The sequence below is a fragment of the Desulfoprunum benzoelyticum genome (assembly GCF_014201505.1).
GTDB classification, from domain to species: Bacteria; Desulfobacterota; Desulfobulbia; order Desulfobulbales; family Desulfocapsaceae; genus Desulfoprunum; species Desulfoprunum benzoelyticum.
The window spans coordinates 24,017-40,035 of the sequence record NZ_JACHEO010000009.1; the positions used below are offsets into that span (position 1 = coordinate 24,017).

Below are 16,019 nucleotides of genomic sequence, written 5' to 3' on the forward strand. Positions count from 1 at the left end.
GGGGGCGGCGGAAAAGGTTATCTGGTCCCGGCTTTCATCTGCGATACGAGGTTCCGCAGGTAGCCGAGCCAGGTGTCGAAACCTTCGCCCCCCTTGGTGGCGCAGAGGTCGATGACCTGCAGCTGCGGATTGAGCTGGAGGGCCTCCCGGGTGGCTTCCGCGACCGGGAAATCGAAATACGGCAGCAGGTCGGTCTTGGTGATCAGGAAGGTATTCGAGCTGGTAAAGGCCTTCGGGTACTTGGCCGGTTTGTCCGGACCCTCCGGCACCGATACCAGTACGACCCGTTCATGCTCGCCGAGATCGAAGGTCGCCGGACAGACCAGATTGCCGACATTTTCGATGAACAGGAGGTCGATCCGGTCGCCCCCCTGCTCCTTCTGCAGCAGGTGAAAGCCGCGATGGATCATGGCCGCGTCAAGGTGGCAGGCGCCACCGGTGGTGAGCTGGACGGCTGGAACCCCCTTGGCGCGGATGCGGTCGGCGTCGCGTTCGGTCTCGATATCCCCCTCGATGACGCCGATGCTGATCTCGCCCTTGAGGGCATCGATGGTATGCTCGAGGAGCGTGGTCTTGCCCGATCCCGGACTGCTGATCAGGTTGAGAACGACGGCGCCGGCGTCATCGAAGTGGTCCCGGTTGATCCTGGCCAGGGCATCATTGGCGGCAAAGAGGCTGGCGTGGACGTCGACGGTCCGGCCTGGCGCCGTGCCGTGCGTATGGACAACCCCCTCGCCGTCATGGCTGTGGCTGGAGGAAAGATTTCCCGCTGAGGGGCATCCGCATGAATCACACATGGTAGATCCTTATCAAAGAGTTGGAACGTGTCAGGCCGGGACCATCGGGCTGCAACCTGACGCCAGGGCGCCCGTTCACCGTCACCGGACCGGCACCTGTTTTCTTTTCACCTCGACACCGAGCTCGGCCAGACGTCGCAGTATCATGTTCGCGACCTCCACCACCCGTCCGGCGACAACGTCGGACAACTCGACGCTTTCCGTCAGCTCCTTCGGGATGACGGTATAGAATTCCACCTCCTGCGGCGCGGCATCCCGCAGTTTGCAGATCTCGAGAATCTCGAGGAGCCCGAGCTGGTGGGGCGACATCCGGGTCTGGAAATTGCCGGCCTTGACATCAGCGAGGGTGTAGAAGTGGAACGACCCCGGTTCGCCGGCGGTATCGACGACGTCGATGATCAGGACCGGGTCGCATTCCTCGAGCAAGGGGGACATGTAGATCCCGGCGGTACCGATATCGTGGATTTCGACCGTCTCCGGGAAGAGATAGTTGTTTTCGAGGTACTGGACGGTATGAATGCCGAAGCCTTCGTCGCGGAGGATCAGGTTGCCGATGCCGAAGATGCCGATTTTTTTCGTCAGAGTTGTCATGGTCGTTTGTGGTTGAGTGGTGATCACCGGCTAGCAGATGCGCGGCAGCGGCTCGCCATGCAACGGGGTCACCATCCGCATGCCGCCGAGAGGGGTGGTGATGACGACCCGGCCGGCCTTGCCGCCCACCATCCGGCCGATAATCGCCGCCTCGGCGCCTTCGTCCGTTTCCCGCATGATCCTGAGGGCGGTTTCGGCCTGGTCGGCACTGACAACGGCCAGCAGTTTGCCTTCGTTGGCGAGGTAGAGCGGTTCCAGGCCCAGCAGTTCGCAGGCGGCCCGCACCTGGGGGCGGACCGGTAGGAACTCTTCCCGCAGCTCGACCCCGAGCCCGCTGTTGGCGGCGATCTCGTTGAGCGTGGTGGCGACGCCGCCGCGGGTGGGATCGCGCAGGGTGCGGACGCCGCCCGGCAGCCCTTCAAGGAGGCGCTGCACCAGGCGGTGCAGGGGCCTGGTGTCGCTCTCGAGCCGGCCCTGCATCGAGATCCCGGCCCGGCGGGTCATGATGGTGATGCCGTGGTCACCCATGGTGCCGGAGAGGAGGATGACGTCACCTTCCCGGGCGTTTTTCGAGGAGATGTCGATGCCGTCGGCAAGGACGCCGATCCCCGAGGTGTTGATGAAAATCTTGTCGCCCTTGCCGCGCGGCACGACCTTGGTATCGCCGGTCACCACCGGGACGCCGCTGTCGCGGCAGCAGGCGGCGATGGAGACGACGATCCGCTCGAGGTCATCGAGCGCCATCCCCTCTTCGAGGATGAGGCCGAGGCTGAGACACAGCGGTTGGGCCCCGCGCATCGCCAGGTCGTTGATGGTGCCATGGACGGCCAGCATGCCGATATCGCCGCCGGGGAAGAAGATCGGGTCGACGACGTAGCTGTCGGTCGTGAAGGCCAGCCGGCCGGCAGGCCGTTCCAGCACCGCACTGTCCTCGAGGCCGCGGAGGGTGGGGTTGTCCAGGTGTTTGACGAAGAGGCTGCTGATCAGTTCCTGGCTGGCAAGACCGCCGCTGCCGTGATCAAGGAGTATGCATTTATCGGCCATCGGGGATTGTTTCCATTGTGGTTGCCTGCCGGAAAGCGGCCCGGCTCAGGGATGATGTTTGCCGACTCTCCGGCCGGGGACAAAACGATGTCATTTACACCTCCAGGCCGTATTTATGGAAGGCGGCGCAGGTCCCTTCGCTCGAGACCATGCAGGGGCCGACCGGCGACGCGGGGGTGCAGCGGTTGCCGAACAACGGGCATTGCCGCGGATTGCTGATGCCCTTGAGGATATCGCCGCATCTGCAGCCTTTCGGTTCGTCGGCAGGCGGCAGGGTGACATGAAGTCGGACCTCGGCATCGAAATCCCGGTACTTCTCCCTGATCTTCAGGCCGCTGCCGGGGATGAGGCCGAGGCCGCGCCATTGGGTGTCGCAGGGCTCGAAGATCTCCGCGACCATTTGTTGCGCCCGGGTGTTGCCCTCCCAGGAGACGGCCCGGGCATAGGCATTCTCGACCCTCGCCTCGCCGGCGCCGATCTGCTGGGCCAGCATGATCAGGCTGGTGAGGAGATCGGTGGTTTCGAAACCGGCTACGACGCAGGCGATATGATATTTTTCTGCAAACGGGATATAGGCCCCGGCGCCGATAATGGCCGAGACATGGCCGGGACAGAGCAGGCCGTTGAGCTGCAGCTCCGGGTCCTCGAGCAGGACCGTCAGTGCCGGCGGCACGGTTTTTTGGGTTGCAAATACGGCGAAATTCGAAATATTCCGGTTTCTGGCGGCGAGGATGGTGGCGGCGATCGTCGGCGTCGTAGTTTCAAAACCGACGCCGAGAAAAACCACGAGGTCCTGGGGGTGTCTTGCGGCCAGGTCCAGGGCGTCGATCGGTGAGTAGACGATATCGACCTTCGCCCCGCGCGAACTGGCGTTGGCCAGGGAGCCGCGGCTGCCTGGGACCCGGAACAGGTCGCCGAAGATCGCCACCCGCACTCCGGGCCGGTCGGCCATGGCGATAAAGGCATCCATGTGCGATGCCGAGGTGACGCAGACCGGGCAGCCCGGCCCGGAGATCAGCTCGAGCCCGTCCGGGAGAATGCTCCTGATGCCGTTGCGGAAGATCGCCATGGTGTGGGAACCGCAGACTTCCATGATCCGCATCGGCCGGGTGACAACCTTCCGCAACTCGGCAACGAGGGCCCTGGCGCTGGCGCCGTCGCGGTATTCATCATAGTATTTCATCCCTGGGGCCTGATCACGACAGCAGCTCTTCCGGCATCTGCGCCGCCAGTTCCTTCAGCAGGCTGAGATTTTTCAGGGCCTCGGCCTCGATCAGCGAGTGAATGGCGAAACCGGCATGGACGATGACATAATCGCCGACGCTCGGCCAGTGATCGACGACATCGAGCCGGACCTCCCTGCTGATGCCGTCGGCATCGACAATGGCGATCTGGCTGGTGGTAAAATCCTCCGGGCTCCCGTGAACCTCAGTCACTCTCATGGGAATCGCGAGACACATGCTGCAAACCTCCTATTATTGTCTGGCCGAGAGAGATGGCGCCGTCGTTGAGCGGCACGGCCTCCCCCGTATATACTTCCAGTTCATGATGTCTGAAAACATGCAGCAGCCCCTCGAGCAACAGGCGGTTCTGCATGCAGCCCCCGGCCAGGACGACGCGGTGGATGCCGGTCTGATCCACAAGGCGTTGGGTGAGTTCGGTGATACTGCGGATGAGCTGGAAGTGAAAATTCAAAGCGATCTTGCCGGGATTTTCGCCCTTATGCAAGGCGTGAACAATCATTTTAACAAATTTCTCTGAACATATCTCCATTTTTTCATGTTCCGTCACCAGCGCCCGGGGCAGTGCTGCCGATTGGGCCGCAAGGAGTTCGTTTTTCCAGGTACTGGAGGCGGATCCTGCCGCCAGGGCCTCGAGTTCCATCGCCGCCTGACCTTCATAACTCATATACTGTCTGATCCCGAGGAGCGAGGCGACGGCGTCGAACAGCCGGCCGCAGGAGGAGGTCAACGGGGTATTGAAGGAACTTCTGATCATCGCCACGATCGCCTGCCGCTGATCGGCCGGGATCTGGGCCAGGGCCGGGGGCAGCAGCGCTGGCGAAAACGCATCTTCGCCGAAAAGACGGTACAGGGCGGCGATTGCCATCCGCCACGGTTCGATCGCGGCCCGGTCGCCGCCCGGCAGCGGCAGGGGCGACAGACGGCCCAGGCGGGTGGAGGATGTCAGATCCGCGCGCAGGAATTCGCCGCCCCAGATCGTACCGTCGGGGCCAAAGCCGGTACCGTCCATGATGATCGCCAGCACCGGGTCGGAAATGCCGTGTTCGGCCATCACCGCGACGGCATGGGCGTGATGATGCTGGATCCGGTACAGGGGCAGGGACAGTTCTTCGGCGTAACGGGTACTGAGATAATCGGGGTGGAGGTCGCAGGCGACGATCTCCGGAGTTATCTCGAAGACCCGCTGCAGATGACGGATCGATTCGGTGTAGAAGGTCAGTGCCTCGAGGTTGAAGAGATCGCCGATATGCTGACTGAGAACGGCGGAGCGATCCCGTCCCAGGCAGAAGGTGCTTTTCAGGCCGCCGCCGCAGCCGAGGGTCGGCGGCAGCGGCCACGGCACGGTGAGAGGGGCGGGGACATAGCCTCGCGCCCGGCGCAGCAGGCGGGAGCGGCCGTTGATGACGCGACAGACCGAATCGTCGACCCGGGTGACGATCTCCCGGTCATGGAGCAGAAAATAGTCGGCGATCGTCGCCAGCCGCTGGAGGGCATCCTCGTTGGCGATACAGATCGGGGCGCCGCTGACGTTGCCGGAGGTCATCACCAGGGCCGGAGGGCAGGGCTTCTCCGCAAACAGCAGGCAATGGAGAGGGGTGTAGGGCAGCATGATGCCGATGACATCGATTCCCGGGGCGAGGCCCGCGGCGAGCCGGCCCTGTCGCCGCGGGCGGAGCAGGACGATCGGGTGTTCGGGTGAGAGCAGGAGTCGGCGCTCCTCATCATTGATCTGAAAATGCGCCTCGGCAGTGTTGATGTCGGACAGCATCACGGCCAGAGGTTTGTCCGGCCGGTCCTTGCGTTGCCGCAAGGTCGCCACCGTCGACGGCGAGGTGGCGTCGACGGCGAGATGAAAACCGCCGAGGCCGCGCAGGGCGACGATTTTTCCCTGCTGCAGCGCGGCCGCCGCGGCCGTGATGGGGTCGTCGCACGCGATCATCTTCCCGTCGCGCCCATGCCAGAACAGGCGCGGGCCGCAGACCGGGCAGGCATTGGGCTGGGCATGAAAGCGGCGGTTTCCCGGATCACGGTACTCTTGCAGACACTCGGGGCACATCGGGAAGACCTTCATCGAGGTCTTCGGACGGTCATACGGGATCGCCTCGACGATGGTGAAGCGGGGGCCGCAGTTGGTGCAGTTGATGAACGGGTAGCGGTAGCGCCGGTCGCCGGGGTCGAGCAGCTCCCGCCGGCAATCATTGCAGATGGCGATATCGGGGGGGATGGCGGTGGTGGCGGCAATGCCGGCGGTGCTCTCGAGGATGGTGAAGCTCCCTTCCGGCAGCGGGACGGTCAGCGGCCGTTGCTCGATCGCGACAATGCGGGCGAGGGGCGGAGGATGGTGTTCGAGGGCATCGACAAACATCTCCAGCCTGTCGCTTCGCGCCATGGCCCTGATGACCACGCCGTCACCGGTGTTGGTGACCGTGCCGGAGATCCCGAAGCGACAGGCGAGATTGTAGATGAAGGGTCGAAACCCTACGCCCTGGACGATGCCGCGGACGAGGATTTCGACCCCGATCCGCCTATGCCTTGGTATGGGTAAACTTATCACCTGTGAAGATCGATGAGATAACCCCTTCCGGACGTTTCACATCGTTCCAGATGCACATGTAGACGTGGATCATGGCGAAAATGATGAACCACCACATCAGCAGGTGATGGATATAGCGGGACGACTGCTGATTGCCGAAAATCGCCACCCCCCAGCCCTCCCAGAAGGCCGCCTCGGGGTAGAGCATGTAGAAGCCGCTGCAGATCTGGACGATGGCGGCGAAGACGGTGACGATGTAGGTCAGCCCGGCCAGGACATTGTGGCCGAGTCGGTCGTGTTGCCCGGCTTCTTTGATGTAGCTGTAATGCAGCAAGGTCTTCCATAAGTTCCTGAGATTGCGCCTGGTGACCGGCAGGATATCCCAGATCCGCTCCTGCTGGTTGCCGAAGATGTACAGAAACAGCCTGATGATGATCGCCGCTGAAAAGACGTAGCCGGCAACAAAGTGAAGGTAGCGCATCCAGGCCATCGGCCAGGACTGGCTGGACTCGAGCATGGTATTGGTCCATGGGCTGTTGACGTAGAACCCGGTCACCACCAGGACGACGATGGAGAGGGCGAACATCCAGTGGAACAGCCGGAGCAGGATGCTCCAGCAAGGGTGTTTTTCATACATTGTTCATACCTCCATACGGCAATTGCCGGGAAGAAAGATTGTGTATCCGAGTTCTCAATCAGAGAGCCTTGACCTTTATCACTTCCTTTCCTTCCGGATCCAACATGTGGATGGCACAGGCAATACATGGATCGAACGAATGGATGGTGCGCAACACTTCAAGCGGCCGTTCCGGATCGGCGATGGGATTGCCCATCAGCGAGGCCTCGTACGGTCCGAGCTGACCTTCGGCATCGCGGGGACCGGCATTCCAGGTCGAGGGTACGACGCACTGATAGTTCTTGATCTTGCCGTCCTGAATGACGATCCAGTGGGACAGGATGCCGCGCGGCGCCTCGTGGTAGCCGACGCCCTTCTGCTCGCCTTTGGGGAACACCGGCGGATTGAAGATCTCGAGATCGCCCTTGCCGATGTTGTCGACCAGCAGATCCCAGTGCTTCAGCGCCAGATCGGCCATCATCCCGGCCCGTACCGCCCGGGCGGCGTGACGGCCGATCGTGGAGTGGAGGATCTCGGGGCCGACGGTGACGCCGGCGACCGTGCTGACGAGGGCCAGCAGGGAATCGACGGATTTGACGGTCATCTCATGGCCCTGGGCGTAGCCGACGAGCATCTGGGCCAGGGGGCCGACCTGCATCGGTTTGCCCTGGAATCGCGGGGCCTTGAGCCAGGTGTAGCGGCCCTCGTCCTGGAAGTCGGTGTATTTCGGGTCGGTATCCTCTTCCCACGGATGCTTGGACCAGTCGCCGTTATACCAGGCCCGGGCGATCGATTCCTGGACGTTCTCCTTGAGGTAGCTGTCATTGAGACCGACGATCGGCTTGACCGTCTTGAGGTCGCCGTCCATGATCGTGCCGCCGGGAAGATCGGACATCGTGGCCTTGGCGTCGAGGAACATGTCCGGTGCGGCCAGGTAATTGGTGACACCGGCGCCGTAGGGCAACCAGTCCTTGTACAGGGCGCCGACGGCGGCGACATCGACCATGTAGACATTTTTAATGAAACCGCTGACCTCTTCGACCAGCCTCTTGATTTGATAGAGGCGGTGCATGTTGAGGGTCGAATCGTTGTCCGGATTGATGGCGGTCGTGACCCCGCCGACGGAGAAGTTCTGGACGTGCGGGTTCTTGCCGCCGATGATCCCGAGGGCCTGGGTCGCCTTGCGCTGGTAATCGAGGGCCTCGAGATAATGGGAAACGGCCATCAGGTTGGCCTCGGGCGGCAGGGCCATGGCGGCGTGACCCCAGTAGGCGTTGGCGAAGGGGCCGAGCTGGCCGCTGGCGACAAGGGCCTTGACCTTGTCCTTGACAGCGGTGAAGCGGTTGACACTGTTGCCGGGCCAGGTCGACAGGCTGTCGGCCAGGGCCGCGGTCTTGACCGGATCGGCATCGAGGGCGGAGACGACATCGACCCAGTCCAGGGCGGACAGGGCGTAAAAATGGACGATATGGTCCTGCAGGCAATGGATGGACTGAACGAGGTTGCGGATAAGCTGGGCATTGAGCGGGATCTCGAGACCGAGGGCGTTCTCCACCGTACGGACTGAGGCCAGGGCGTGGACGGTGGTGCAGACGCCGCATATCCGCTGGACGAAAAGCCACGCATCGCGGGGGTCACGACCTTGCAGAATCGTTTCCAGGCCGCGGAACATCTGGCCGGAAGACCATGCCTTGGTGATTTTTCCTCCATCAACTTCGACGTCTATCCTCAAGTGACCCTCGATCCTGGTAATTGGATCAATGGTAATTCGCTGAGCCATAAGTGAAACCTCCAATGAAATGAGAAAATACCGGGCCGGATGTACGAGGCGGGGAACCGGTCCGGTCCCGGTAAGATTTTTTAAAATGCCGACCTGTTACGTCCCGGCTGTTACCGGGAGGATCCGGTTATTCGTTGCCCTTGCCTTTGATCAGGCGCTTGCCGATCCCGACGGCGGCATGGATGCCGATGGCGGCGGCGGTGACGCCGAGAACCTTCGTGCCGACGCTATCGGCGTCGGCAATGATGCCGGTGCCGGGGATTTTGACCATCGGCAGCCTGTCATAGAAGGGGGTCATGGTATCCCAGAAATTCGGCTCGGTACAGCCGACGCAGCCATGGCCGACGCTGACGGGCCAGACATCGACATCGTTGAAGCGGACGGCCGGACAGTTGGAGAAGGTTTCAGGACCCTTGCAGCCGACCTTGTACAGGCAGTAGCCGGCCTTGTGGAATTCGTCGCCGAACTGCTCGACGAATCGGCCCTCGTCGAAATGCGGCCGCCGTTCGCAATGATCGTGAATCCGGCGGCCGTAGGCGAAGAGCGGACGGTTCAGACTGTCCATGGCCGGCAGACGTTTGAAGGTCAGATAGTGGAGGACGGTGCCGAGGAAGGACATCGGGTTGGGCGGGCAGCCGGGGATGTTGACGACCGGAACCCCGCTGATGAGGTCCATGACGCCGACGGCCCCGGTCGGGTTCGGGCTGGCGGCCTGAACCCCGCCGAAGGTGGCGCAGGTGCCGATGGCGATGATGGCGGCAGCCTTGGGGCCGATCTCAGCCAGGGTATCCATCGCCGTCTTGCCGCCGACCTTGCAGTAGATGCCGCCGTCCTTGGTCGGAATGGCTCCTTCGATGACCAGAATGAATTTGCCGGCATGCTCGGTGACGGTCTTCTGCAATATCTCCTCTGCCTGGTGGCCTGCTGCCGCCATGACGGTCTCATGGTAATCGAGAGAGATGACATCGAGGATCAGGTGCGCCAGGTCGGGATGTGATGCCCGGAGGAGGCTTTCAGTGCATCCCGTGCATTCCTGGAAGTGCAGCCAGACAACCCTGGGGCGTTCTGCGGCGGCGGCTGCTTCGACCAGTTTCGGGATCATCGTTTCCGACAATCCCAAGGCGGCTGCAGCCATCGTGCATCCCTTGAGGAAGCCACGCCGATTCAGCTGCGGATCGAGAGTGTTGTGTACCGTGTCTGCCATATCAACCTCCTATTGCTGTAACAACAATTTTGCGCACCAGGCGCGATTGGTACCGGCACTGAGATGTCGGTCTGAAGGAAATGGGACAAAATCTGCCTGTAGTATGTAAGTTTATCCGGGACCAGCGGGACCGGACATAATCTCCTTGCCCTGGAAGACTACACGGCACAAATCGGCAATGTTTGCATACTAGAGAGAATCTGTAATAAATGTCAAATAAAATAGAGGAGATTGATGATAAATGTCAATTGAAATACAAAATCTGCTTTTGAATAAAAATGATGTGTTCATCAGGAGAAATTGAACAGGAAGGTAGGTCTTGTAACGGCATGGATCTAAAGAAGAATATGGCATGCTCCTGCTGCTGCGGTCAGGCGTGGCCAAATGGTGCGAACCCATTAAGGGTGAAGTTGCACAGATCGCCTATTTTTTGAAACCGAAGATGCCGCCTTTGGCCTTGGAAGAGAAGGCTGGGCGTCCCCGCCGGTACTCTTCCCTCTGGCGGGATGGTCTGGCAGGTTCTTCCTCGATCTCGGCAACGGCACCGGTCTGCCGGTAAGGAGAAGGGATGCCGAACATTGCCTCCATATAGCAGGAGTGCAGAAGTGAGGCATTTGGAAAATAACTTTTATTTTTAAGCCACTTAGGCCATAAATTGTTATCCTGGTATTGAAGGAGAACGGCAAGATTGGAGAGAAGCGAAGACGCTTCCTGACGGAGTGAACGCCGGAGATTGAGCTGCTGCCCGATTTCCTGGTCGATATCGCCGCGGATCTTCTTGGCGAGTTGGAAGAGCGCGGAGCTTGTATGCTGTTGTGAAAAGATGCCGTAGCGGGAATCAGCCCACGGAATGAGGATCAGAGCGAGGAGAAAATAATCCGGCAATTGATGGGCGCGTCGCGGGCCCGCATGCTGGTTGAGACGATCGAGCACTGTCGTCAGTTTGAGCAGCCGTGCCCGGGGATGCATCCCGGCTTCCGCCTGGCGGGAGAAGGCCTTGCGGTACAGGGGAAAGAGGGAGAGAAAAATACCGGAATCGATGGCGGTTTCAATCCAGGCCGACGTATAGCCGCTGTAGAGGTCTTTCAGCAGCTCATCGCGGAGTCGCGACGGAGGACAGTGCCGCAGCATCTGGCAGTTGTCGCATATCGCTTTCCAGGTCCGCTCCTCGATCCGGAAATTATTGCGGGCCGAGTGACGGATTGCCCGGATCATCCGGACGGGATCGCGGTGGATCCGACGTTCCGGATCGCCGATCATGCGGATGATCGCCCGGTCCAGATCCTGGACGCCGTCGACGTAATCGATGATGGTCTGGTCGCGGATGTCGAAAAAAAGGCCGTTGATCGTCAGGTCTCGGCGTTGCGCATCTTCGGCCACCGTCCCGAACGTATTGTTGGGGGCGAGAATCGCCTCCGGCCCTTCCAGGTCATGTTCGTCAAGCGACCGCAGGGTTGAGACCTCGACGATCTTGCCATGCGCAAAATAGACCTGGACCAGCCTGAATCTTCTACCGATGACGGTGCTGTTGGGAAAGAGCTTACGGATCTGGCCCGGGCGGGCATCGGTGCTGATGTCGAAATCCTTGGGCTGCTTGCCGAGATAGAGGTCGCGGACGCCTCCGCCGACGAGATAGCCGGAAAAACCGGAGGCGTTCAGCTTTTTCAGGACGTGGAGGGCGTCGTGATCGATAGCCTGGAGCGTGATCGGATGCTCCTCCGCCGTGAAGACACGCGGGACGAGGTTGACCGGCCCGCCGTTCGGCTGGGTCGGATTGTCAGTGGCTGAAGCCATAGGCGTCGAAGTTGGTCAGACAGCGAGACAGAAGCCCTTCCCTTCCTTGTACACCGCTTCCGCCTGTTCGGTAAACTGGCGGAATATTTCGGCGACACTCAGGATGCTCTTCATCTTGTAGGTGTTTTCGCCGGCAAACACGAGCCCTTCTTCAATGTTGCCGTATTTCGACTTCATCAGACGCTCGTTGATGCAGTAGTGGTGATCGCATCGTTTGAGGCACAGCTCCGGACACTTCTTGGTAGTGAAATCCTGACCGGCATTCATCGCCTTGACAAAAGGGGTGTTGATCGCTCGACCGGGCAGTCCGACGGGAGAACTGGTGAGGACGATATCTTCTTTTCTGGCGTCGAGATAGGCCTGCTTGAAGGCATCGGAGACGTCGCATTCCTTGCTGAGGACGAAGCGGGAGGCGATCTGGACCCCGTCGGCCTTGTATTGATCCATCATCTCCGCCATTTCGTAACCATTGGTGATGCCGCCGGCAGCGATCAGGGGGATCTTGCTGACGACTTCGCGGATGGGCGGAAAGAGCTCGCGCAGCGGCCGGTCGGTGCCGAGATGGCCGCCGGCCTCCTTGGCCTCGACGATGACCGCCGCCGCCCCGAGTTTTTCGGCGAGCTTGGCCAGGGTCGGGGAGGAGACAATCATGACGATCGGGGTATTGTGGGCCTTGCCGATCTTGAAGATGTCGCGGGAGAAACCGGCCCCGGTGATGATCATGTCGATGCCGGCCTCGATCGAACCGATCACCAGGTCATAAAAATTTTTCATCGCGTACATGATATTGACGGCGATGATCCCATCGGTCGCGTTTTTGGCCTTACGGATGTCTTCCTGCAGCTCCTCGGTGGGGATGCCGGAACCGCCGATGACGCCGATCCCGCCGCATTCGGCAACGGGAATGGCCAGCGAGGAGGTGGACACGCGGACGGACATGCCGCCTTGGATGAGAGGAATTCTGGCGGTGAATTTACCGATGGTGAGGGGGGGCAATTTCATGAACGAAAAGACTCCTGGAAAAGTAATAAGAACGGAATGAAACTGATAATGCCCACCTTCCCGGCTTTTGTCAAGAACAGTATAGTGGGATCCAAGCCGTCCAGCGTTTGTGGAATGACGGCAAAACTCCGCGGTGCAGGGCCTGGTTTGCCGGAGGAAAACCCCGGAGAAGCTTGACAAATCGGCCGGAGTACGTTTAACTTCATCTTTTTTTATAAGCTTGCGCCAGTGGTTGCCTGCGTTGTTTTTTGGAGGTGTCGGAGTGAAACTCAAGGCCTTGAATGGCTTTAAAGATATTCTGCCGGGCGAGGTGGAACTGTGGCAGCATGTCGAGACAAGAGCTCGAGGCGTGTTCACCAGGTTCGATTTCTCCGAGATCCGGCTGCCGGTGCTCGAATCGACGGAGCTCTTCGCCCGTTCGATCGGAGAGACGACCGATATTGTCGAAAAGGAGATGTATACCTTTGTCGACAAGAAGGTCACGATGCGGCCCGAGGCCACGGCCTCGTTACTCCGGGCCTATATTGAGCATGGTCTCTACGTTCAGCGGCCGGTGCAGCGCCTGTTCACGATCGGGCCGATGTTCCGTCACGAACGACCGCAGAAAGGGCGTCTGCGCCAGTTTCACCAGATGGATGTCGAGGTTCTGGGTTCGCTCAGTCCCCTGGTCGATGCCGAGTTGATGGCGATGGGGTCGATGCTGTTGCAGGAATTGGGGCTGCAGGTCAGCCTCGAGATCAACTCCCTCGGCTGCCCGCAGTGCCGGCCCGGTTTCCGGACCGAACTGCTGAACTTTCTCGCCGAGCGGATGGAGCATCTCTGTGACGACTGCAAGCGACGGAGTGCCACCAACCCGCTGCGCGTTCTCGACTGCAAGAATCCCGGCTGCCGCCACCAGGTGCTGACCGCGCCGTCGATACTCGACCATCTCTGCTCCGCCTGTGCCGACCACTTCGCCGCGGTCCAGAAGGGGATGGAACGGCTGCAGGTTCCCTACACGCTGAACCGGTTCATGGTACGGGGGCTCGATTACTACACCCGGACGACGTTCGAATTCATCACCACCGATCTCGGGGCCCAGGCGGCGGTCGGCGCCGGTGGCCGTTATGACGGTCTGATCGAACAGCTCGGCGGCCCGAAGGACACCCCCGGCATCGGTTTCGCGATGGGGATGGAGCGTCTGGTCCTGCTGCTGCAGCAGAAGCAGGGGGCGTGGCAGGAAGAAAACACCGCGCCTCAGTTGTTCATTATCGCCCTCGGCGGGGAGGCGATGCAATCCTGCCACCAGCTAGCCCATGCAATGCGCCGCGGCGGCCTGCGTGTGGCGATGGACCTGGAAGGGCGAAGCCTCAAAAGCCAGATGAAGCAGGCCGACAGGAGCGGGGCGACCTGGGTGCTGATTGTCGGCGACGACGAGCTCAACAACGGTCAGGGGGTCCTGCGCAACATGCAGACCCAGGAGCAGCGGCGGGTGGCGCTGGCGGCCGAGGCGCTGGCGGCCGTGGTCACGCCGCCGATTCAGCCCGGCAACGCCGCCGATCGATAGACCGTTCGGGAAAACTAACGGATAGGGCATTCGAAACAACCATCACTGGATGAAAAGCATATGGAATCAATGGGAAACATGATCAGGACGCATTCCTGCAATGATCTTCGCAAGGCCAATGTCGGCGACGAGGTCGTCCTCATGGGCTGGGTCCTGCGGCGGCGTGATCATGGCGGCGTGATCTTCATCGACCTGCGCGACCGCTGGGGCCTGACCCAGATCGTCTTCAACCCGGAAACCGACCCCGAGGCCCATGCCAAGGCCCATCAGTTGCGGAGCGAATGGGTGCTGGCGGTGCGGGGCAAGGTCGAGGCCCGGCCCGACGATATGGCCAATCCCAAGCTGGCCACCGGCGAGATCGAGGTCATGGTCAGCGAGCTGCGGGTCCTGAACAGCAGCGATACCCCGCCGTTTCCGCTCGACGAGGATATCGAGGTCTCCGACAGCCTGCGCCTCCAGTACCGCTATCTCGACCTGCGGCGGCCGGAGATGGCCGCCAATATGGTCATGCGCCACAAGGCGGTGCAGGCGATCCGCACCTATCTCGACGATCATGGCTTTCTCGATATCGAGACGCCGATGCTGACCCGCTCGACCCCGGAAGGGGCGCGCGACTACCTGGTGCCGAGCCGGGTCAACGCCGGCAGGTTCTATGCCCTGCCGCAGTCGCCGCAGCTGTTCAAGCAGCTGCTGATGATCGCCGGCATGGACCGCTACTACCAGATCGTCAAATGTTTCCGTGACGAGGACCTGCGCGCCGACCGCCAGCCCGAGTTCACCCAGATCGATATGGAGCTGTCCTTCGTCGACGAGGAGCAGATCATCACCGTGACCGAGGGGATGATCGCGGTCCTGTTCAAAAAGACCCTCGGCCTCGATCTGACCCCGCCGTTTGCCCGGATGACCTATGACGAGGCGATGAGCCGCTATGGCACCGACCGGCCCGACACCCGCTTCGCGATGGAGATCGTCGACCTGACCGCGATCGCCGCCACCTGCGGCTTCAAGGTCTTCCGCGAGGTCGCCGACGGCGGCGGCACGGTGCGGGCGATCAACGCCAGAGGATGCGGTTCCTTTTCCCGCAAGGACCTCGACGATCTCACCAGTTTTGCCGTCCAACTCGGGGCCAAGGGCCTGGCCTGGGTCAAGATGAAGGCCGCCGGCGAATGGCAGTCGCCTATCGCCAAGTTCTTCACCGACGACGAGCGGGCGGCGATCGCCCGGGAGCTCGACGCGGTCGAGGGTGACCTGTTCTTCTTCGGCGCCGACAAGCCGGCCGCGGTCTGTCAGGTCCTGTCCGAGCTGCGGCTGGAACTGGCGCGCCGCCTCGGCCTGCTGAAAAAGGATGTGTTCAATTTCACATGGGTCACCGATTTTCCGCTGGTCGAATACGACGACAAGGAGAAGCGGTTCCAGGCCCTCCACCACCCATTCACCGCCCCGCGCGAGGCCGACGTCGACCGGCTCGAAACCGATCCGGCCTCGGTTTACAGTCGGGCCTATGACCTGGTGCTGAACGGCACCGAGATCGGCGGCGGCTCGATCCGCATCCATCAGCGGCAGATGCAGGCCCGGGTGCTGAAGGTCCTCGGGATCGGCGAGGAGGAGGCCCGGGACAAATTCGGCTTCCTGCTGCGGGCGCTGGAACTGGGGGCCCCACCCCACGGCGGCCTGGCCTTCGGTCTCGACCGGCTGATGATGATCATCACCGGCAGCGACTCGATCCGCAGCGTCATTGCCTTCCCCAAGACCCAGAAGGCCACTTGCCCGTTGACCGAGGCCCCGGCCCCGGTCAGCCGCAAGCAGCTGACCGAGCTCTATCTCCGTCCTGACTGGAAGGAGTAGGAGCGGCGGCAGGGCGGGGAGAT

The 16,019-nt window shown here is 61.4% G+C and carries 13 protein-coding genes; 2 read left to right on the forward strand and 11 right to left on the reverse strand.

What is annotated here, in order from left to right; translation table 11 throughout:
* Positions 1-17 precede the first annotated feature (17 nt).
* From hypB to HNQ81_RS09045, 11 genes are all read right to left on the reverse strand, one after another.
* Positions 18-797, reverse strand: a complete 780-nt coding sequence (gene hypB / locus HNQ81_RS08995) for a hydrogenase nickel incorporation protein HypB (protein ID WP_183350532.1) — start codon at positions 795-797, stop codon at positions 18-20.
* An 81-nt stretch (positions 798-878) separates the two neighbouring features.
* Positions 879-1,388: a HyaD/HybD family hydrogenase maturation endopeptidase gene (locus tag HNQ81_RS09000; RefSeq protein ID WP_183350534.1), complete on the reverse strand. Its 510-nt coding sequence runs from the start codon at positions 1,386-1,388 to the stop codon at positions 879-881.
* A 30-nt stretch (positions 1,389-1,418) separates the two neighbouring features.
* Positions 1,419-2,432 (reverse strand): hydrogenase expression/formation protein HypE, encoded by a 1,014-nt coding sequence (gene hypE, locus HNQ81_RS09005; RefSeq protein WP_183350537.1) that lies wholly within the window; start codon positions 2,430-2,432, stop codon positions 1,419-1,421.
* A 94-nt stretch (positions 2,433-2,526) separates the two neighbouring features.
* Positions 2,527-3,615, reverse strand: coding sequence for a hydrogenase formation protein HypD (hypD, locus tag HNQ81_RS09010; RefSeq protein WP_183350539.1), 1,089 nt, complete (start codon positions 3,613-3,615; stop codon positions 2,527-2,529).
* 13 nt (positions 3,616-3,628) lie between these two features.
* Positions 3,629-3,874, reverse strand: coding sequence for a HypC/HybG/HupF family hydrogenase formation chaperone (locus HNQ81_RS09015; RefSeq protein ID WP_240191710.1), 246 nt, complete (start codon positions 3,872-3,874; stop codon positions 3,629-3,631).
* Positions 3,861-6,230: a carbamoyltransferase HypF gene (gene hypF / locus HNQ81_RS09020; protein WP_183350543.1), complete on the reverse strand. Its 2,370-nt coding sequence runs from the start codon at positions 6,228-6,230 to the stop codon at positions 3,861-3,863. The genes HNQ81_RS09015 and hypF overlap by 14 nt, the downstream gene beginning before the upstream one ends.
* The gene (gene cybH, locus HNQ81_RS09025) at positions 6,202-6,846 is read right to left on the reverse strand and encodes a Ni/Fe-hydrogenase, b-type cytochrome subunit (RefSeq protein WP_183350545.1); all 645 of its coding nucleotides are present in this window, start codon (positions 6,844-6,846) and stop codon (positions 6,202-6,204) included. The genes hypF and cybH overlap by 29 nt, the downstream gene beginning before the upstream one ends.
* 58 nt (positions 6,847-6,904) lie before the next feature.
* On the reverse strand, positions 6,905-8,605 hold the full coding sequence (locus tag HNQ81_RS09030) for a nickel-dependent hydrogenase large subunit (RefSeq protein ID WP_183350547.1): 1,701 nt from the start codon (positions 8,603-8,605) through the stop codon (positions 6,905-6,907).
* Positions 8,606-8,732: 127 nt separating this feature from the next.
* Complete coding sequence (locus HNQ81_RS09035) at positions 8,733-9,809, reverse strand: hydrogenase small subunit (RefSeq protein WP_183350549.1); 1,077 nt, start codon at positions 9,807-9,809, stop codon at positions 8,733-8,735.
* Positions 9,810-10,232: 423 nt separating this feature from the next.
* Entirely contained in the window at positions 10,233-11,603 is a 1,371-nt protein-coding gene (locus HNQ81_RS09040) for a tRNA nucleotidyltransferase/poly(A) polymerase-related protein (RefSeq protein ID WP_183350552.1), read from the reverse strand.
* A gap of 15 nt (positions 11,604-11,618) precedes the next feature.
* Positions 11,619-12,605 carry an NAD(P)H-dependent flavin oxidoreductase gene (locus HNQ81_RS09045; RefSeq protein WP_183350554.1) on the reverse strand — a complete coding sequence of 329 codons (987 nt, stop codon included), beginning with the start codon at positions 12,603-12,605 and terminating at the stop codon, positions 11,619-11,621.
* A 262-nt stretch (positions 12,606-12,867) separates the two neighbouring features.
* Here HNQ81_RS09045 and hisS point away from each other — a divergent pair, with 262 nt between their 5' ends.
* Complete coding sequence (gene hisS / locus HNQ81_RS09050; protein ID WP_183350556.1) at positions 12,868-14,151, forward strand: histidine--tRNA ligase; 1,284 nt, start codon at positions 12,868-12,870, stop codon at positions 14,149-14,151.
* 60 nt (positions 14,152-14,211) lie between these two features.
* Complete coding sequence (aspS, locus tag HNQ81_RS09055; RefSeq protein WP_183350558.1) at positions 14,212-15,996, forward strand: aspartate--tRNA ligase; 1,785 nt, start codon at positions 14,212-14,214, stop codon at positions 15,994-15,996.
* Positions 15,997-16,019: the final 23 nt, after the last annotated feature.